Here is a 16,657-nt window from a genome sequence, read left to right on the forward strand (position 1 = left end):
TTAACGTATACCTTACTTTAAGATCATTAATAATTTATAATATTTGGAAATTATACAATATTATGTTGATTTCAGTTGGTTATTTTCGTATGATGGATGAAAATGCGAGGTGTTTGATGATGTTTGATAAGGATTTAGATTTAATCACTACCAATTCATTCGTTTTATCCCCCTTATTTGAAGGAGAAATGAAGTCAAAGGTAATGACTAGAGATGGATATTTATACTCGACTTTAACGCCTATTCAGCTACTCGAAAAAATTTGTATTCGCTATGGTTCTACTTTTCAAGGTCGGATAGATGCTGTGAAGGAACTTCTCGGCTATTCAAAAAAGCTACCACTTTATATCGGCGAAGGTATTTACGCATATCCGACACGATCACCTTATCACCCTGAGTGTGTATGGGTGTTTTATCATAGTTATCGTTATGAAGCATATAGTAAAGGACAAACCATTCTTTATTTTGATCACGGTGAAATAGTCATACTGGACATTTCACTACATACTGTTAAAGAACAACAGCAACGATTAGCCTCGATTATTTTATCTTTACGTTTTAATAAGCAGCAAACACTAATTCGCCGAAAGTGATATCAAAAAAAGCTCCTTTTCATGAGAAATGCGGGCTTTTTTATTATTTAAATATATTGTTAAAAGGTCTTTCCATGTTGTTTTGATACAACTTTAACGACGACATTACACAAAGAAAAAATAAAAATTTCATTGAAATCACTTTTAGCAGTTATGTATACATACTACCTTTTACGACACATTCTCTGGCAAGTCGATCATAAAAATAACTTTTGTCGATTACTTTTATACTTTGTAGTATATTGTATAATTTCGTATTTTCCAGTAAATATGATAATTGACAAAATTGTCGAATCAGTTTGCGATTATACATAGAATAGTCGAATTCCACTTTTTGGAGGTGTTATACCAATGGATGTACCGATAGAAAAGAAGAAGAAAAGAAAATGGCCGTGGATTATTGGACTAATTATATTAGGAATTGGGATGTATGTTTGGAACGTATATGCTAATTTAGCTTCAAATTTAAAGAGTGTTCACGTAGAAATTAATCGAGATAAATCTGAATTGAGGGTGGAAAAAGTCAATTTAGAGAAAAAAGAGCCGTTTTCCATTTTACTATTAGGGGTAGATCAAAGGGAAAATGATAAAGGACGATCTGATACGATTATTGTACTCACGATTAATGCTAATGAAAGAAGTACGAAAATGCTCAGTATTCCAAGAGATACTTATACTAAAATTGTTGGGTACGGAACGAGTGATAAATTGAATCATGCTTATGCTTTTGGAGGCACTAAAATGGCAATGGCCTCAGTTGAAAATTTACTTGATATTCCAATTGATTATGTAACGGAAGTAAACATGGAAGGTTTCAAAGATATAGTAGATGCTGTTGGAGGTATTACAGTGACTAATATGCTCACATTTAAGGAAGACGGTTATAGTTTTCCAAAAGGGAAAATAAAATTAGATGGTGAACATGCACTCTCATTTGTACGAATGAGGAAGGAAGATCCTAACGGGGACTTTGGTCGCCAAGAACGACAAAAACAACTTATTCAAGGAATTCTAAAAGAAGGAGCTTCTGTTAGTAGTCTATGGCAGTATAAAGATATTTTTAATGCACTTGGTGACAATATTTCAACTAATTTAACATTTGGACAAATGATGGAGCTACAAAAAAAGCACAAAGAAGCTCTAAATTCGATTGAACAACTCTGTTTTAATAAAGGAAAAGGTCAGACGAAGAATGGTATTTGGTATTATATGATGAATAAGAATGAACTTAATGATGTATCTACTGAATTAAAAGTCCATTTAGGCTTGAAATAGTTAAATAGTTTATTTTTATTACTATTGATATAATTTTATTATTTTAAATTAGTCATAAAAACCCTTGTTATTTTTATAACAATGGTTTTTATGGTTTAAAATTACCATTACTTTCGAATCTTGCGCATTTTAAAAAATTAATCACTATCTTATTACCCCTTTTTACTAATTTCATTGTTTTCTCTGTTTTTTTTCAATAGAATGAGGGTACAAAGAGCAGGGATGACAATTTGAAATATAAAGAGGAGTGATTTTTGTGAAAAAAGCTGCCTATTCCATTCTGGCTACAGGTGCACTCGCACTTTGTATAAATAGTCAATCGACAGAAGCAAGTTCAAATACTTATACGGTAAAAAGTGGTGATTCTTTATACACAATCGCACTTAAACATGGTACAACAGTCACTAAACTAAAAAAGTCGAATAACTTGAAATCAGATATAATTTATCCAAAACAAAAATTGATACTTTCCGGCAAAGTATCTACTCAAACATCAAAAACACCATCTAATACAGTGAATACAAATGCAGTTTCTCCATCTAGTAATACAGCTATTTATAAAGTGAAACAAGGTGACACACTTTCAAAAATTTCAACAAAATATAAAGTATCTGTCAGTGCACTTCAAAGAACGAATAATATTAAAGATCACCTAATATATGTAGGACAAAAGATTAAAATCCCTACAACAACGACAACTGCTGGTAAACCAAATGGTAATACTACAACATCTAAGCCTAAGCCTGATAAAACAACTAAACCACCAACTTCAAATAATGTTAATGCTACTTCCTATAAAATCGTAGCTGGTGATACACTATCTGGCATTGCTCATAAATTCGGTATTACGATAACACAGTTGAAATCTTGGAACGGTTTAACTTCTGATCTAATACGTGTTGGACAAACATTAAAAGTCAAAAATAGCTCAAACTCTACTATCCAACAAGACAAGGAAAATACAACAAATGTTTCAAAACCAACACCACCAACAGTTTCAACAAATAAAATTAAACAAAAAGCTGTTAGCTTAGGTCTATCCTTACAAAATACCCCTTATGTTTGGGGCGGACAAACACCAGCAGGTTTTGATTGTAGCGGTTTCATTCACTATGTATTTAATAACGCCGGCCTTTCCATGACTCGTACAAATGCTATTGGTTATGAAGCTAGATCTTACTATATCAATACACCTCAAGTAGGTGACCTAGTATTTTTCCGTGATACATATCAAACTGGTATTTCGCATTTAGGTATTTATATTGGTAATGGTCAATTCGTACATGCTGGTGGCACACATGTTCAAGTCTCTTCAGTAAATGAACCTTATTGGGCTCAGCATTTTGATAGTTATAAACGTTTCTATTCACTTGATTAAACTTATAAATGAAAGAATGTATTCTACAATCCAGTACTGATGTTTTAAAGCACAGTCAAAAAAGCATTTCCACGGCGATTCAAATTGCCTCAGGAATGCTTTTTTGTGTAATTAGGCTAGCCAGAAAATAGTAACCTGACCAAAGTAGAACTCATTACCGAAATACCCTTCTAGAAATACTTCAAAGTTACTTGCAACGAAATATTTCAATAACGGCTAGATTTTGTAACATTATGTTACAAAACGCTTCGCTAAAAACTCAAATCAACTGACTTATTCCTCCATTTTTACTTTCACATAAATTGTTTAACTTTTAAGTAATACAAATTAGTGATTTCCCACTAATATTCAAGCGACAAAGACTTAATTACCATAAGTCATTAGAACTTTATCCCCATTTTTGTTACACAACTGTAATATAACTGTAAACGAAATAGCATTGTGTTTCTTTTCTGAATTCTTTAAAGTATTACTTAGTCAAACAAACTAAAATTCAAAATAATCGTTGAACATTATATACAAAAAAATTGTTGAAAAGTTGGAGGACGAATTGATGAATATGAAAGCATTATTTACAGCAATCGCATCAAGCACACTTGCTTTAACACTTACCTTTGGAAGTGCCAAAGCTGCTGAAAACGACAACAACACTAAAGAAAATACAAAAGTTGGAACAGTAGAAGTAACTCAAGTTTCAAACCCGACTGCTACTAAAGTTAATAGTCGCTTTAAAACAACTGCAAGCTTGAACCTACGTACTGATGCTTCAACTAACTCAAGAGTAAAAACAACGGTTTCTTCAGGTACTGTTGTAAAGGCGTCTGCTAAAAAAACTATTAATAACAAAACATGGTATAAAGTTTCAGTAAACGGCAAAAACGGCTGGATGTCTGGTGATTACCTATCAAAAACATCAAAGAGAGTAACAAAAGCATCTGCAAGTAATGATTCTGGTAGCGACATTGTCGATCAAGCTCTTAAATATATTGGTATTCCATACCGTTATGGTGGTACGACTACTTCTGGATTTGATTGCAGTGGCTTTACACAATATGTTTTCAAACAACAAGGTAAATCTCTCACACGTACAAGTCGTTCACAACGTAGTGAAACGAGATATACAAGCAACCCACAAGCAGGTGATTTAGTATTCTTCACACAAGGTGGAGGCTCAATCGATCACGTAGCAATTTATATGGGTAATGGTAAAATCGTACATGCTGCTGGAAGCCAAGTTCAAGTACAATCTATCAACAATGGATACTGGAATCGCTATTTACACAGCTATGGTACTTTAAACTAATTTAATTAAATCATTCACTTTAGAACCTCTAAGTATTGGACTTTTAGAAAAAAGCCCTTTACTTAGAGGTTTTTATATTTAAAATTAGTAACCTTACTTCTCTTCTAAACTTTTAAGTCTATATTACATACAAAAACCTCGAGCTTTGCTAGCTCGAGGTTTGGGTACTTATTCTTCTACTTTTTCATCAGAAGATGTTTCTGTACCTTGTGTTTCTACAGGTACCTTTTCTTTTTCTGTTTCTTCATCATCTGATTTTCCATTGTCATCAGTTGGTGGAGTAGTTACATTTTCTTTATCGTCTTCTTTTTTATCACCAGAACCTGATGTAGGTAAATCAGTATTTGTTGATAAGATGTCAATTTTAGAGAACTGATAATCGCCGTATTCATCAATAATAATTGTGTATTGAATAGATTGTTTTATCGTTCCTTTTGCACCTGTTTTAACGTCTTTATAAGTGTAAGTCGAGTTAATAGTCGCTGTCGCATAGTGATCAGAGATGTTCGGTGAATCATCGTAAATATGCACTGCGCCAAAAGTAAACTTCAAATCTTGATACTCTTTATCTTTTGATGAATAGTTTGCAATCATCTCTTTTGCTGTTGTTGCTGCACTACTGTTTGGTAACAAATAAGTTTCATAGTAGTTTTTATTTTTATCTTTGATAGCGTATGGGAATAGCTCATAGTAGCCATCAATATAGTCTTTAATTAATTTTTTATCTAAATAAGCATCCTGCTTGTGATCGTAATCTTCTTCGTCATCTAGTTTAATGTCGACGTCTTGGTCTGCCCATTTAGTAATAAGTGACATTATTGAATAGACCGGGATTGCGTAACCAATTTCAGGTTTATCCGTTAAAATGATGGAGTTAATACCGATAACATTACCAGTTTGCGCATTAACTAGAGGTCCACCACTAGAACCTGGCTCTAATCTTGCTGTAATTTCATATAGATTTGAATAATTATATTCATCTGAAAAATTTTTATCTAAACTCTTAATATCGCCTTCTGTTGATGTACCACCCTTGTTATTTGGACTTCCAATGGCGATGACTGGCGTATTTACTTTTGCTTTTGTAGTATCCAGTACAAGTGGGTCTTTCCCTTCTAAACCTGGAACACGAATCAGTGCAATATCTGTTTTTTTGGAGATACCTATTACTTGTCCTTGGAATTCTTGACCATGCTCATTTGTTACAAATACATAGGATGCATCCTTTACAACATGGGCATTTGTAATAATGTCCCCTTTTCTATTGAAAAGAAAGCCCGATCCTTGTTGTAAGTCTGTGTAGACAGTGTACACTTGCGTTTTTGCATTCGCAATAATAGCAGAAGTATCGTTTTTAGGCATTATCACATCGGTGACATCTTCATTCGTGATGCCATCTTTAACAGCTGACGTGACAGATCCTTCTTGCTTATCAGAAGTGCCCTCATCTAAATCTTCTTTTGGTTCTTCCGAAGTTGGCTTTTGGACATCAGCCACTTTCACATTGGGTTCATTTGTCGCTTCATCATTTTTTGTAAGGAGTGTGTATAATCCTGCAATAACTGCTATGATTAAAATAACGGAAGCTACTACACGTTTAAAGGATGTATTTTTGGGATTATATCTCCTATTATTAGTCACTTTCACATCCACTTCCTGTCTGCATAAAATTCATTACTATAATAGACGGATTAACTACATCTAAAGTTTCAAAAAATGTAGTAATCATTTTTCACAAAGTTTATCATAGCACAATCTATAGAAAATGGACTTAGAAAGGATGATTTTCTTTGAAAAAAATTCTATTAATATGTTGTACCCTCTTTTTACTTAGCGCATGCACGATTTCTGAAAAATATCAAAAAATACCATCCAATGAAACTACTACTGATAAACAACAAGAAAAAGTTGAGCAAGTTGAGCAAAAGGTGCCTGTCATAAAGGATAAGAAGATTTCCATCGCTATGATTGGTGATATCCTATTGCATGAACAATTATTATATTACCAAGATTACTCCCCTTCTTTTGCTGGGGTAGAAGATACATTAAAGAGCTACGACTTTCTGCTAGCGAATCAGGAATCCTTACCAATAGGAAAAGAATTTGGCTTATCCGGATACCCTAAATTTGCAAGCCCTGATTATATTGTTCGTGATTTAAAAGAAGCTGGTGTTGATCTCTTGTCAGTAGCTAATAATCACACATTAGACCGTGGTGAAGCAGGCGTTCTAGCTGCTCTTAAGAATATCAAATCTTATGGCCTTCCTTATGTTGGGGCATATAAATCCGCGAAAGATCGCGAAAAGATGCGTATTATCGATGTCAAAGGTATTAAAGTCGGAACTTTATCTTACACTTATGGAACAAATGATAATGAAACACCTTCCGGTAAAGACTACCTAGTTAATCGAATCGATCTTGACACTATTCAAAAGGACATCAAAAAAATGCGCCCTAATAGCGACGTCATCATCGTCAATATGCACTGGGGCACCGAATACCAATCTACACCAAATAAGAAGCAAAAACAAATGGCTAAAGTCATTTCTGAAGCTGGTGCAGATATAATTTTTGGTCATCATCCACATGTCTTACAACCCTATGAGAAAATAACCGCAAAAGACGGACACGAGACGCATGTATTTTACTCTTTAGGTAATTTCTTCTCGGCTATGCAAGATCCATCTACTTATGTTGGTGGCATCGGCTCGTTAAATGTTGTAAAAAATGCTGAAGGGGCTATTCGAATCACTTCCCCCCGCTTCACCCCAACTGCTATTATGAATAAAGACGGTTTCTATTCAGTAGAGCTTTTGAAGGATGTTGAAAAACAGGCTGTAAGATCCGTTGATTGGGTAAAAGAGACTGTAGGCGTTGATAGTAAGAAGTAAACATATTGGACGTTTACACGTTAACTACGCCCCTTTCAGATGCTTTACTATATAATAGAAAGAAATGCTTTTATAAAGAAGGTTTTTAAATGAAAAAAATAGATATTTTATCGATCCCGATTGCGGATACAACAAAAAAAGAATTTGTAAATACAGTCACAAAACATGATGGACAAGTATGGATCGTAACCGCGAATCCTGAAATCATTATGCTTGCTAAAGAGCTACCTAGTTATGAAAAACTACTACACACTGCTGATTATGTAGTGGCAGATGGTATAGGCGTTGTCATTGGTTCCAAAATGCTAGGACAACCATTAAAAGAGCGCATACCAGGGGTCGAATTAGTACATGAGTTTATGGCTGTTGCGAATGCAACGGACACGCGCAATAAAATTTTCATGTATGGTGGCAAGCCTGGTATCGCAGCGAAAGCAGCTGAGATGGCAATAGCCCAGTACCCTAATATTCAAATCGTCGGAGTCGCTGATGGCTATGGCGGAGACGGTAACGGTGATGAAGTAGCAGCAAAAGCGGCAGCCGTATCTCCTGACTACTTATTCGTAGCGTTAGGCGCTCCAAAGCAAGAGGAATGGATTGCTGCACATCTCGAAAAGTTTCCTAATTCTATCTTGATGGGTGTTGGTGGAAGCTTAGATATACTATCCGGGAACATTGATCGCGCACCAGACATCTTCCTTAAGTTAAATTTGGAATGGTTCCACCGCTTGATTACACAACCTACACGCTGGAAGAGAATGCTGAAGATTCCGCAGTTTTTGCTTGCGGTGAAGAAAGATGGCCGGAAATGAGTGTAGGTTGTGTAGTTGAATTGTTAATTGGATTGAATGATTTGGAAAGCCGCCTTAATGGGCGGCTTTTTTGTGTTGTTTTGGGGGTGGTTTTGGGATTGTTGTGTTAACTAGGGTGTTTGTTGTGGTAGCTGCGCTGTTTGTTGCGCTAACTCTGGTGTTTGTTTCACTAACTCGTCTGTTTGTTGCGCTAACTCCGATGTTTGTTATTTAGCAGAATATTCACGTCCTTAGAAGCTAGGTTTTTGTTTGAATAAAGGGTAGTTTTCTAACTTGATTGATATATCATTATTCCCCTTTTCAGCAAAAGAAAGCCCCTAACCTCCGAGAAGATTAAGGACTAATAGCATTAAAATACTCTTAGAATCTGGAAACTACTGATTAAATGACTAATGAAATCCACCAAACATGCTGAATGAATACAACGGAGTAAATGACAATAGCCGCTCCCATTAAGAGCTGTAATGATCTTTTCAGCTGAACCTTACTGAGGATGTACAATAACAATAATGGAAACATAATTTTCAACGAATAGAACACAATAACACTATTTTCATATACTAATCGCATGAGTGGGTTTGCTTCAGTAATGTGGTTATATCGAATCCCGAAATCTGTGAAAATCGAATCTAAAATGGATAAGAATAATAGAAGTAATCCCGCAAAAAACAGTTTGCTACGAGGAAAAAATGCAAGTTTCACTTTCAAACAATGTAACCCCTTTTTTATTCAATAGTATGCTTGTACTATTCTGGTAAAGACATTGGCGAAATATACTTTTTTGTTGGGGGAATTTTCAAGAAATGATTAGAGGACAAAGTAATTTCGATTACTGATACTGTATTCTTATATATGCTTGAAATTCAATATTATACAGTCAAAAACCACTTAATCTTAGAGTTAAGTGAAAAGTTATATCTATAATTCAAACCAACTCAAAATTCACGATTATTAGCCATACAGTCTAATGAGTTCATCAATAAATGGTTTTATTCTCAACGGACATTTTCTAATTATTAACTTATAGTTATAATTTCATCCTTTTTTGGAAAGTATGTATTTATCACTGAAAGAAGGATGATAAATTATGATCAAAAAGCTTTTCGCCATTTTATTAATAAGTTCGATTTCTTTTTTTGCAGGATCATATTATACAATGAACAATTCCCCCTCTAAACTCCTTGATTGGAATAAGGAATCTATTTTCCAAGACGGCGTTGAATTAATTTCAGTTCTGCCTCAAAACCTAGAAAAAGTATATGATGAGTTAAAAATTATCTTATCCAACACATTAGGCTTCGGTAATGATAAGTTAGAAAACGCACCAAACCAAGAGAAAGATGGCATTAAAGGTGATAAACTGGAAAACCAAAATAACTATACAAACCTTTTATCCGCACCTACTGAAAAGTTACAAAAAGTAAATCTTGATTATTATTTTGAAGAAAATAATTTAAGTATACTTCAAGGAACTGTAAGTGAAGAATAAATAGTTTTGTTGAATGCCCGAGTTTAATTGATGATTTGGATGAGTATTGTTTAGGTTAAGTTTCGTTTGTGTAAGAAACACTTTCTATTTTTTTAAATGTTCACATCCTAAAAAAGAGGTTTTCTAAATTTATTAATAAATCAAAACCACATAATTTCTTAAGAAATTATGTGGTTAATTGTTTCAATTATTAAAATAATAACTTATATATGTTAACCAATACCGTTAAATATGTAAATCATCTGGTGATGGATTGACTTGTTCTGATACGTGATTAATACATACCACATGGAATATTATCAGAATCATAATAAATATTTGAAAAGAAATGTATTTCACTAGGCAACAAAAAAACTCCTATCTTCCAAAGAAAATAGGAGTTTTAAAATATATTTATATTATTTTAACATAATTATTTATTAACCCAAAAAAGTAAAAACGTAGCCAGAAGTTTACTGACTACGTTTCTTATACTTTAATCTTCTACCATTTCATACCCATAATTGGCATCTGCAATATGGAGGGCTGATTCACCTTCTACTGCAATAGAACCGAACAGTTTAATATTATCGATGCCGAAAATAGTAATGTTATATTTTCCTGCAGTGATGGATCCTGAGATATCAAAGGTTGATACTGTCTTGGCTTTGTTCCATTTAAATGCTGAGATTGTATATAGAACGCCATTTTTTTCTACGTTAATTAAAGGTTTCTTATTGTTAACTGCTTGGCTATATGTTACTTCTAACGTTTTTGTATCAACAATACGAATAGATTTAATAGTCGTTGCTTTTCTAACTAATTCTCCATCTTCGTATAGATTTCCGCCGTATTTGCCATTTGCGATATCTGTATGGTAATAATATTGACCATCAAATTTTGCAATTCCATAGTTTTCATCTTTGCCATTATAAAGTCGATCCTCAAATAAAGTATATCCTTTATTATAATCTGCATCATTATATAAGATATCGTTATATAGGAAGTACCCTTCATTTAAATATGATCCATCGTATAGTTTCTTATTATAGGTTGTATAACCGATATTCGGCTTTGCGTTAATATACAATCTATCTTTATATACTGTCTTGGTGTTTCTTAAATTGGCTCCGTAGTATAGTTCGCCTTCAAAGATTCTATAACCACTATTTATTTTTGCTCCGTAATATAATTTGCTTTGATAAATAAGCGCACCTATATTTAAATCTTCCCCATCGTAAAGTAAACCGTTATAAATTCTATAACCTTCATTTGGCCAGCCATCTGGGGCATAAAGTTTGTTTTTATATACAACATATCTTCCAGGCTCTTTACCAGATTCGTAATAATAACCTTCTAATAGACCCGTAAAAAGTATACCGGATTTATAATATCGTTTATTACCAGAAACCGTGTATTGACCAGTTGCTTTTTTTGCATCTACATAGAGGATTCCTTGATAAAGCTTTTGCTTTTTATAGAGCTTGCTTCCTTTATACAGTTTGCCGTTTTTCACATTATAGCTTTGAGAAACTTTTTTCTTAGTTGTTGTTGGCTTTTTTGTCGTTGTTGGTTTTTTTGTCGTTGTTTGAAAACCGACCTTCGCTTTTGAATTTGCAGCTTGTGCGATGTCTGTTTTCGTTAACGTTATTATCGAAGGGATTAATAGTACGGAACAAAGCATAAGCCGTCTGAGAAGTTTGATACGGGTATTGTTATTCTTCTGCATCGATTTTAAAGCTCCTTCACTTATATGTATTTAGTTCTTCCAATTCATTTAACATACTTATTTTACCACATTTGAACCTATTTTTTTGAGAAATGCTGGTATTTATGTTTTATTATTAAAATAACACAAAAAAGCATCACTGATTTTAAAGATCAGTGATGCCTTGTTTTGTGTTTTATTAGTTTACTACGGCAATAATGCCTTCTTCATCATCTAGTACAAGTTCAATTCCTGAAGCGAATGGATCGCGATTTAGGAATTCGGAAATCCATAGACGAACTGCCGCTATTAGACCCGCTTCGCTAACTGCTTCAACTTGACCTCTAATGAATGATTCTGCTGAAAAGCCTTCATCATCATCGTATGCCAATTCAACTTCAACATCTTCTGGCATAACGTTTTTGTTACGAGCTTGGAAAAGACAGATTGCATTGATGATATCTTGTTCTGGAATAATTATCTGTTCCATGGGTTTGCTTCCTCTTTACGTTTTTTTGCTTTTATCATAGTAAATACTTTACGAACTAAAGCAATTAATACGATAATCGCAAGGATATTGATTGCGAATCCTAAAATAGAACCAAGTGCTCCCATGTTACCAAATAGACCACCGAATAATAGTCCTGCTAGTCCACCAAGCATAAGACCTTTCATAAGGCCGCCCTTCATGAAGCCACCGCCTGATTTTGTAGCTGATGTTCCGTTATTTGTTTTTGTATCTTGTTTATCTTTTTGAATATTTGAATTTGTTGGTTGGTTGTTGTTATAGTTCTTGTTCGTATTGAAGCCTTTTTTACCTGATTTATACCCTTTTGCTTCAACTGTTGTTGCTTGATCGTTGAACACAAAGCTTCCGACACTTGAGAATACAAGAGTGGCTGCAAATAAAGCTGCTACTAATTTTTTCAATGTATGACCCTCCGTCAATTTTGGTAGTTTTTCTTTGGTGCTAACCCCACTGAACAGTGTATCATGCACTACTCGATATTTACACTGATATACGAGCGTTAGTCCATCTCATCACAGATAATTATCATGATTTACTTTATATACGTTCGAATTGACAAAAGGTTTCAAAAAAAATAAAGTAATTCATTTCTTTCTCTCAAAGCACTTTACTTCCTATATATAGGAACTTATTTCAAGTATAAGATTTTACTACTTTTATTGTTTGAACTCTTGGTATTTCTCAACTTATTGTTTAGATGCTAGTTCTTCAGGGTAAAGATTATATGTAAAACAAAATCGGAGGGATTCAAATGACATTAAAATTAACAGTAGAAAACGCCGTACAAGCATTGGAAGAAATCAAAAAGTTAGAACTGCAAGGTCATACAAGAGATGACATTTATGTATTCGCACACTTTAAAGAAAGATCTGATGATATCAATAAGGCTCTAGATACTGCTGAAGTTGGAATCAAAGAACAAGGTATCTTAAATAGTATGAAGAATATGTTCACTTCTCGTGGTGATGAACTACGCAATAAGATGGAAGCTGCTGGCTTAACAAAAGAAGAAGCTGCAAATGCGGAAGAGGAACTAGATCAAGGTAAATTAATCATTATAGCTAACTAATGAATATGTAGAGAACCCCCAATCACGCTAATAGTGATTGGGGGTTTTTGAATTTATATTAAAGCTGGTCATTCTTTAATGCTTCAACTAAGTATTTTACTTGAGTAATATAGGATGTCATATCTGTTGAAATAAAAAATTTATCTTGTGAGAATATGTACAGTTCATCAATGCTTTTGGTTGATTGTTCGGATAATTGGACGATCGCTTCAAGTTCTTGACGGAATGTGCTTATTTCAGTCATTGTTTGATCTGTTGCGAGCTTAATGCCTGACATACTTGTAAATAGCTCTTTTTCAGATGTTGCTATTTTCCCGAAGAATTCACTTGTCAAACGAGTCATTTCTTGCGTATGATCGAATTCTTTTGATTTTTCAACGATATTTGCAGATAGTACCGAAACTTGATCGACAATTTCATTTACTTTTTTATTCACATTCACTAATGCATTTTTACTTTGTTCGGCTAATTTACGCACTTCAGCAGCCACTACTGCAAAACCTTTCCCATGTTCCCCAGCTCTTGCAGCTTCAATTGAGGCGTTTAGAGCCAATAAATTTGTTTGGTCTGCTATCCCCGCTATTATATTGGTAATGGCTATGATGTCATTTGTTTCGTGCTGAACTTCGGCGATGGATTTTTCGAAATTAGTAAATACGTCTTTGACATAATCCATCTGCGAGTCGAGCTTGTTCATATTTTCATTACCTTCATTTACTAAGCGAATATTTTGCTCACCTTGTGCTTCCACTGAAGCTGTAATACTATGTATGTTTTGCGCTTCATCAAGAATTCTTTGGATATTACCACTCGAGGTAATTAAAGATGTCCTGCCCTCTTCCACAGTATTTTTTACCTCTGTAATACGCTCGATAAATACACTGTCACCTTTCGCGTTCTTTTCATTGGATGATTTTAATAATGTGACTAAATCCAGTAAACCATCAATCATTGATTCTTTTTCTTTGGGTGTTAATGAGTTGATTTTTTCTATTAATATGTCAGAGTGATTTTCTTTTTGTTTGAAAAAGCTTTTCAGCATGCTCAGCGCTCCTATCTTCTCTTCCCTAAACCTAAAAGTACTAGTGTTTGGTTAACAAGCGATTTGTTAAATTGTTCACCGTAACTGCAGAATCCACCTAAGTTAGGCAATTTCTCAAGTTCTCGATTTAATTCTGGGAATAGACCGTGATTTTGAAATTGTAGTTTTCTTAGAATGCAGTTAAAGGCTAATACGCCCTCTAATTCAGTAAAATTGGACTTGAAAGTATGTAATGTTTGTTGTAAAGTTTCAACTGGGTTTTTTGGTTCTAAAATCTCAACAATCGAATCTTGGAAAACTTGGCAATAAAATTGGATCGTTCCATTCGGTAGTATTTGGAATGGTGATGCGATAAAAATTTCATTATTAAATCTCCTGCCAAGTGGATTTGTCATAAAATATCGATCTAATTCGTTTTCTTTTACACCTAATCGATTTGCGTAGACTGTCGTTGCCTTTTTTCCATCTAACTCATAGACAACACGTTGCTCAGTATCAGCCTTAGTAATTTTCATCGATTTACCTGTACTAGTGAAAATGTTCTCTTTTAGCATGACAAAATCTACAGTTGGTTTCATAAAGATGACTACGCCACCTTTACTTGATACTTCTCCATTTAAGCTAACGAAGGTTTCAATGAATTTTGCATCATCACCAGCAGTTGCGCCAAATACAGGGAACCCCTCATGCGGGAAGATTGAATTGACGATTGATAGCATCTTTTCTTCTGCAGCAATTAATCCATTCGGAAATACTAATGCTAGCCCTTCTTTTTCAAGTGACTGACTGTTAAGATTAATACCTATATGTTTTGCTGAGGAAATTAAATCATTACGAGAAAATATAGGGTATTTGGAAATATCGTTCATCAAAACCGTACTTATTTGTCCAATACTTTTTGCAAAGCTCATTGCTACGAGACCATTTTCTAAGAAGCCAGATGGCCCAATTTCGCCTGTCGTCGTTAAGCCAACAACTTCACAATTTGGATATTGTGCATTAAATAGTGCTGTTACTTCTTGAAATGAATGTGTCGTGCTTGTGAAAAATAATAGTAATGAAGGTTCGGTATGTAGTTTACTTGTAACTTCTTTAACTGCCTCTACGGTATTTGTTTGCTTCGTAGAATTGGAGCGTATTAATTCCATAGTAACACCTCTAGTTTATCTTGATAGTTAGTTTGAATTGCTATTGATTTTTTAAAATGGTTCTTTTTTACAATCTATTATAGCATGTACTAGGATAATTTAATTACTTATTTTCCCTTTTATATTTTCTATAAACTCAAGAAAATTTGGGTGATTAGCTTAGATAGGCTATAATATATAAAGAATTTAATTGTTGGAGAGGTTTTACATGAAAAAATTTATATATGTCATTGTGTTCTTTTCGTTCTTCGATTTGTTTACACAACTACCTGTCATGAGTACATTTGCTGAATCGCTTGGAGCATCGGCCTTTATAACAGGCTTGGCGGTTGGTATGTATTCATTGTCTAATACATTTGGTAACATCATTTCAGGGTTTTTAACAGATCGCAGAGGTCCATATAAAATCTTGATAGCAGGATTATTCACTACTGGTCTAGCTTTGTTGCTTTATACGTTCGCTGATGCACCGATCATGCTCTTAGTTGTTCGCTTTATCCACGGCTTAGTTGCGGGTTTAATCGTTCCAGCTGCATTTACTTTTTTAGCAAATGAAACTGAACAAGAAAAACGTGGTAAGAGTAGTGCTATATCAGGAGCATTTGTAGGTATTGCTGCCATTACCGGCCCTGCATTTAGTGGTATTTTAGCTAGTCGGACAAGCGTGCCATTTGTTTTTAACATTACTGCTGCCTGCATGCTAGTGCTCGCTTTTTTATCCATCTTTATCTTAAAATCAACTCAAATAAAAAAAGATTCATCTACTAGTGCCCACGTTCCTATTCGAGCGTTCTTCAAAAATGCAGGCACACTTAAAGCCTTTATAGGCGCATTTTTCCTTATGTTTTCTCAAGGAGCTATCGCTTATTTATTACCTTTAAAGGTACAAGATTTAGGTTTTGATTCACGTTTGAGCGGAACTTTAATGAGTACATTTGGCATTGTTGCTGTTCTTGTATTCTTACTACCGACTAATAGAATTTTCGATAGAGTCAAGCCAATCAAAACATTAGCACTTGGGATTAGCTTGATGGGATTAAGCCAACTATTAATTAGCCAGGCAGATTCAAATACATTACTTTATATTGCAATGGCTTGTTATGGCTTTGGGTTCGCCTTCTTATTCCCTTCATTAAATTCGTTACTGATTGATTCGACAACTGTTGATGTCCGAGGCAAGGCTTATGGTTACTTCTATGCGTTCTTCTCATTAGGAGTAGTTGTGGGATCTTCCCTTTTAGGTTGGTTGTCACTTGGAATCACAGGCGGCTTTATTTTTACAGGAATCCTATTACTGTGCTTTGCTTGTGTTACATTATTAGATCGGAAAACTGCTTTAGCTTGAGATTCAGCCAGAGATTTAAATATCTCTGGCTTTTTTTGTGGAAATTGTTGCTGTATTTCTTATTATTCTCAATATCAAAAAAATCCCCTTTGCCCA

General features: G+C 34.2%; 16 protein-coding genes. 9 read left to right on the forward strand and 7 right to left on the reverse strand.

What is annotated here, in order from left to right; translation table 11 throughout:
• Window positions 1-116: 116 nt before the first annotated feature.
• The 4 genes from MHH85_RS16700 to MHH85_RS16715 all read left to right on the forward strand — a co-directional run bounded on the left by MHH85_RS16700 (window position 117) and on the right by MHH85_RS16715 (window position 4,549).
• Window positions 117-593, forward strand: a complete 477-nt coding sequence (locus MHH85_RS16700; protein WP_340707797.1) for a competence protein ComK — start codon at window positions 117-119, stop codon at window positions 591-593.
• A 351-nt stretch (window positions 594-944) separates the two neighbouring features.
• A complete protein-coding gene (locus MHH85_RS16705; RefSeq protein ID WP_340707798.1) occupies window positions 945-1,868 on the forward strand; it encodes an LCP family glycopolymer transferase in 924 nt (307 codons plus the stop codon).
• A gap of 256 nt (window positions 1,869-2,124) precedes the next feature.
• Complete coding sequence (locus MHH85_RS16710) at window positions 2,125-3,246, forward strand: C40 family peptidase (protein WP_340707799.1); 1,122 nt, start codon at window positions 2,125-2,127, stop codon at window positions 3,244-3,246.
• Window positions 3,247-3,799: 553 nt separating this feature from the next.
• Complete coding sequence (locus tag MHH85_RS16715; RefSeq protein WP_340707800.1) at window positions 3,800-4,549, forward strand: C40 family peptidase; 750 nt, start codon at window positions 3,800-3,802, stop codon at window positions 4,547-4,549.
• A 168-nt stretch (window positions 4,550-4,717) separates the two neighbouring features.
• Here the strand turns inward: MHH85_RS16715 and MHH85_RS16720 are convergent, their stop codons facing one another.
• Window positions 4,718-6,190 carry a S1C family serine protease gene (locus MHH85_RS16720; RefSeq protein WP_340707801.1) on the reverse strand — a complete coding sequence of 491 codons (1,473 nt, stop codon included), beginning with the start codon at window positions 6,188-6,190 and terminating at the stop codon, window positions 4,718-4,720.
• 149 nt (window positions 6,191-6,339) lie between these two features.
• On the opposite strand from MHH85_RS16720, the gene MHH85_RS16725 reads away from it, so the two are divergent.
• Together MHH85_RS16725 and MHH85_RS16730 are read left to right on the forward strand one after the other, a co-directional pair.
• Entirely contained in the window at window positions 6,340-7,440 is a 1,101-nt protein-coding gene (locus MHH85_RS16725; RefSeq protein WP_340707802.1) for a CapA family protein, read from the forward strand.
• A gap of 89 nt (window positions 7,441-7,529) precedes the next feature.
• On the forward strand, window positions 7,530-8,252 hold the full coding sequence (locus MHH85_RS16730) for a WecB/TagA/CpsF family glycosyltransferase (RefSeq protein WP_340707803.1): 723 nt from the start codon (window positions 7,530-7,532) through the stop codon (window positions 8,250-8,252).
• A gap of 381 nt (window positions 8,253-8,633) precedes the next feature.
• Here the strand turns inward: MHH85_RS16730 and MHH85_RS16735 are convergent, their stop codons facing one another.
• Window positions 8,634-8,954, reverse strand: a complete 321-nt coding sequence (locus MHH85_RS16735) for a DUF5658 family protein (protein ID WP_340708190.1) — start codon at window positions 8,952-8,954, stop codon at window positions 8,634-8,636.
• A gap of 385 nt (window positions 8,955-9,339) precedes the next feature.
• Here MHH85_RS16735 and MHH85_RS16740 point away from each other — a divergent pair, with 385 nt between their 5' ends.
• Entirely contained in the window at window positions 9,340-9,741 is a 402-nt protein-coding gene (locus MHH85_RS16740) for a hypothetical protein (protein ID WP_340707804.1), read from the forward strand.
• A 475-nt stretch (window positions 9,742-10,216) separates the two neighbouring features.
• Here the strand turns inward: MHH85_RS16740 and MHH85_RS16745 are convergent, their stop codons facing one another.
• The 3 genes from MHH85_RS16745 to MHH85_RS16755 form a co-directional block, all read right to left on the reverse strand.
• A complete protein-coding gene (locus MHH85_RS16745; RefSeq protein WP_340707805.1) occupies window positions 10,217-11,449 on the reverse strand; it encodes a hypothetical protein in 1,233 nt (410 codons plus the stop codon).
• A 178-nt stretch (window positions 11,450-11,627) separates the two neighbouring features.
• Complete coding sequence (locus MHH85_RS16750; RefSeq protein WP_193738430.1) at window positions 11,628-11,918, reverse strand: DUF2653 family protein; 291 nt, start codon at window positions 11,916-11,918, stop codon at window positions 11,628-11,630.
• Window positions 11,906-12,358 (reverse strand): hypothetical protein, encoded by a 453-nt coding sequence (locus MHH85_RS16755; RefSeq protein ID WP_053417814.1) that lies wholly within the window; start codon window positions 12,356-12,358, stop codon window positions 11,906-11,908. The genes MHH85_RS16750 and MHH85_RS16755 overlap by 13 nt, the downstream gene beginning before the upstream one ends.
• Before the next feature lie 350 nt (window positions 12,359-12,708).
• Here MHH85_RS16755 and MHH85_RS16760 point away from each other — a divergent pair, with 350 nt between their 5' ends.
• On the forward strand, window positions 12,709-13,026 hold the full coding sequence (locus MHH85_RS16760; RefSeq protein ID WP_053417815.1) for a general stress protein: 318 nt from the start codon (window positions 12,709-12,711) through the stop codon (window positions 13,024-13,026).
• 58 nt (window positions 13,027-13,084) lie between these two features.
• Here the strand turns inward: MHH85_RS16760 and MHH85_RS16765 are convergent, their stop codons facing one another.
• Entirely contained in the window at window positions 13,085-14,068 is a 984-nt protein-coding gene (locus tag MHH85_RS16765) for a methyl-accepting chemotaxis protein (RefSeq protein WP_340707806.1), read from the reverse strand.
• A gap of 11 nt (window positions 14,069-14,079) precedes the next feature.
• The gene (locus MHH85_RS16770) at window positions 14,080-15,216 is read right to left on the reverse strand and encodes an FIST signal transduction protein (protein ID WP_340707807.1); all 1,137 of its coding nucleotides are present in this window, start codon (window positions 15,214-15,216) and stop codon (window positions 14,080-14,082) included.
• A 208-nt stretch (window positions 15,217-15,424) separates the two neighbouring features.
• Here MHH85_RS16770 and MHH85_RS16775 point away from each other — a divergent pair, with 208 nt between their 5' ends.
• The gene (locus MHH85_RS16775) at window positions 15,425-16,561 is read left to right on the forward strand and encodes an MFS transporter (protein ID WP_340707808.1); all 1,137 of its coding nucleotides are present in this window, start codon (window positions 15,425-15,427) and stop codon (window positions 16,559-16,561) included.
• Window positions 16,562-16,657 lie beyond the last annotated feature (96 nt).

The organism is Viridibacillus sp. FSL E2-0187 (assembly GCF_038006425.1).
Lineage (GTDB): Bacteria > Bacillota > Bacilli > Bacillales_A > Planococcaceae > Viridibacillus > Viridibacillus arvi.

Coding starts and splice junctions, on each gene's coding strand:
- MHH85_RS16705 (WP_340707798.1), top strand. CDS start 945: ATGGATGTACCGATAGAAAAGAAGAAGAAAAGAAAATGGCCGTGGATT.
- MHH85_RS16715 (WP_340707800.1), top strand. CDS start 3,800: ATGAATATGAAAGCATTATTTACAGCAATCGCATCAAGCACACTTGCT.
- MHH85_RS16740 (WP_340707804.1), top strand. CDS start 9,340: ATGATCAAAAAGCTTTTCGCCATTTTATTAATAAGTTCGATTTCTTTT.
- MHH85_RS16700 (WP_340707797.1), top strand. CDS start 117: ATGATGTTTGATAAGGATTTAGATTTAATCACTACCAATTCATTCGTT.
- MHH85_RS16770 (WP_340707807.1), bottom strand. CDS start 15,216: ATGGAATTAATACGCTCCAATTCTACGAAGCAAACAAATACCGTAGAG.
- MHH85_RS16760 (WP_053417815.1), top strand. CDS start 12,709: ATGACATTAAAATTAACAGTAGAAAACGCCGTACAAGCATTGGAAGAA.
- MHH85_RS16745 (WP_340707805.1), bottom strand. CDS start 11,449: ATGCAGAAGAATAACAATACCCGTATCAAACTTCTCAGACGGCTTATG.
- MHH85_RS16775 (WP_340707808.1), top strand. CDS start 15,425: ATGAAAAAATTTATATATGTCATTGTGTTCTTTTCGTTCTTCGATTTG.
- MHH85_RS16765 (WP_340707806.1), bottom strand. CDS start 14,068: ATGCTGAAAAGCTTTTTCAAACAAAAAGAAAATCACTCTGACATATTA.
- MHH85_RS16730 (WP_340707803.1), top strand. CDS start 7,530: ATGAAAAAAATAGATATTTTATCGATCCCGATTGCGGATACAACAAAA.
- MHH85_RS16750 (WP_193738430.1), bottom strand. CDS start 11,918: ATGGAACAGATAATTATTCCAGAACAAGATATCATCAATGCAATCTGT.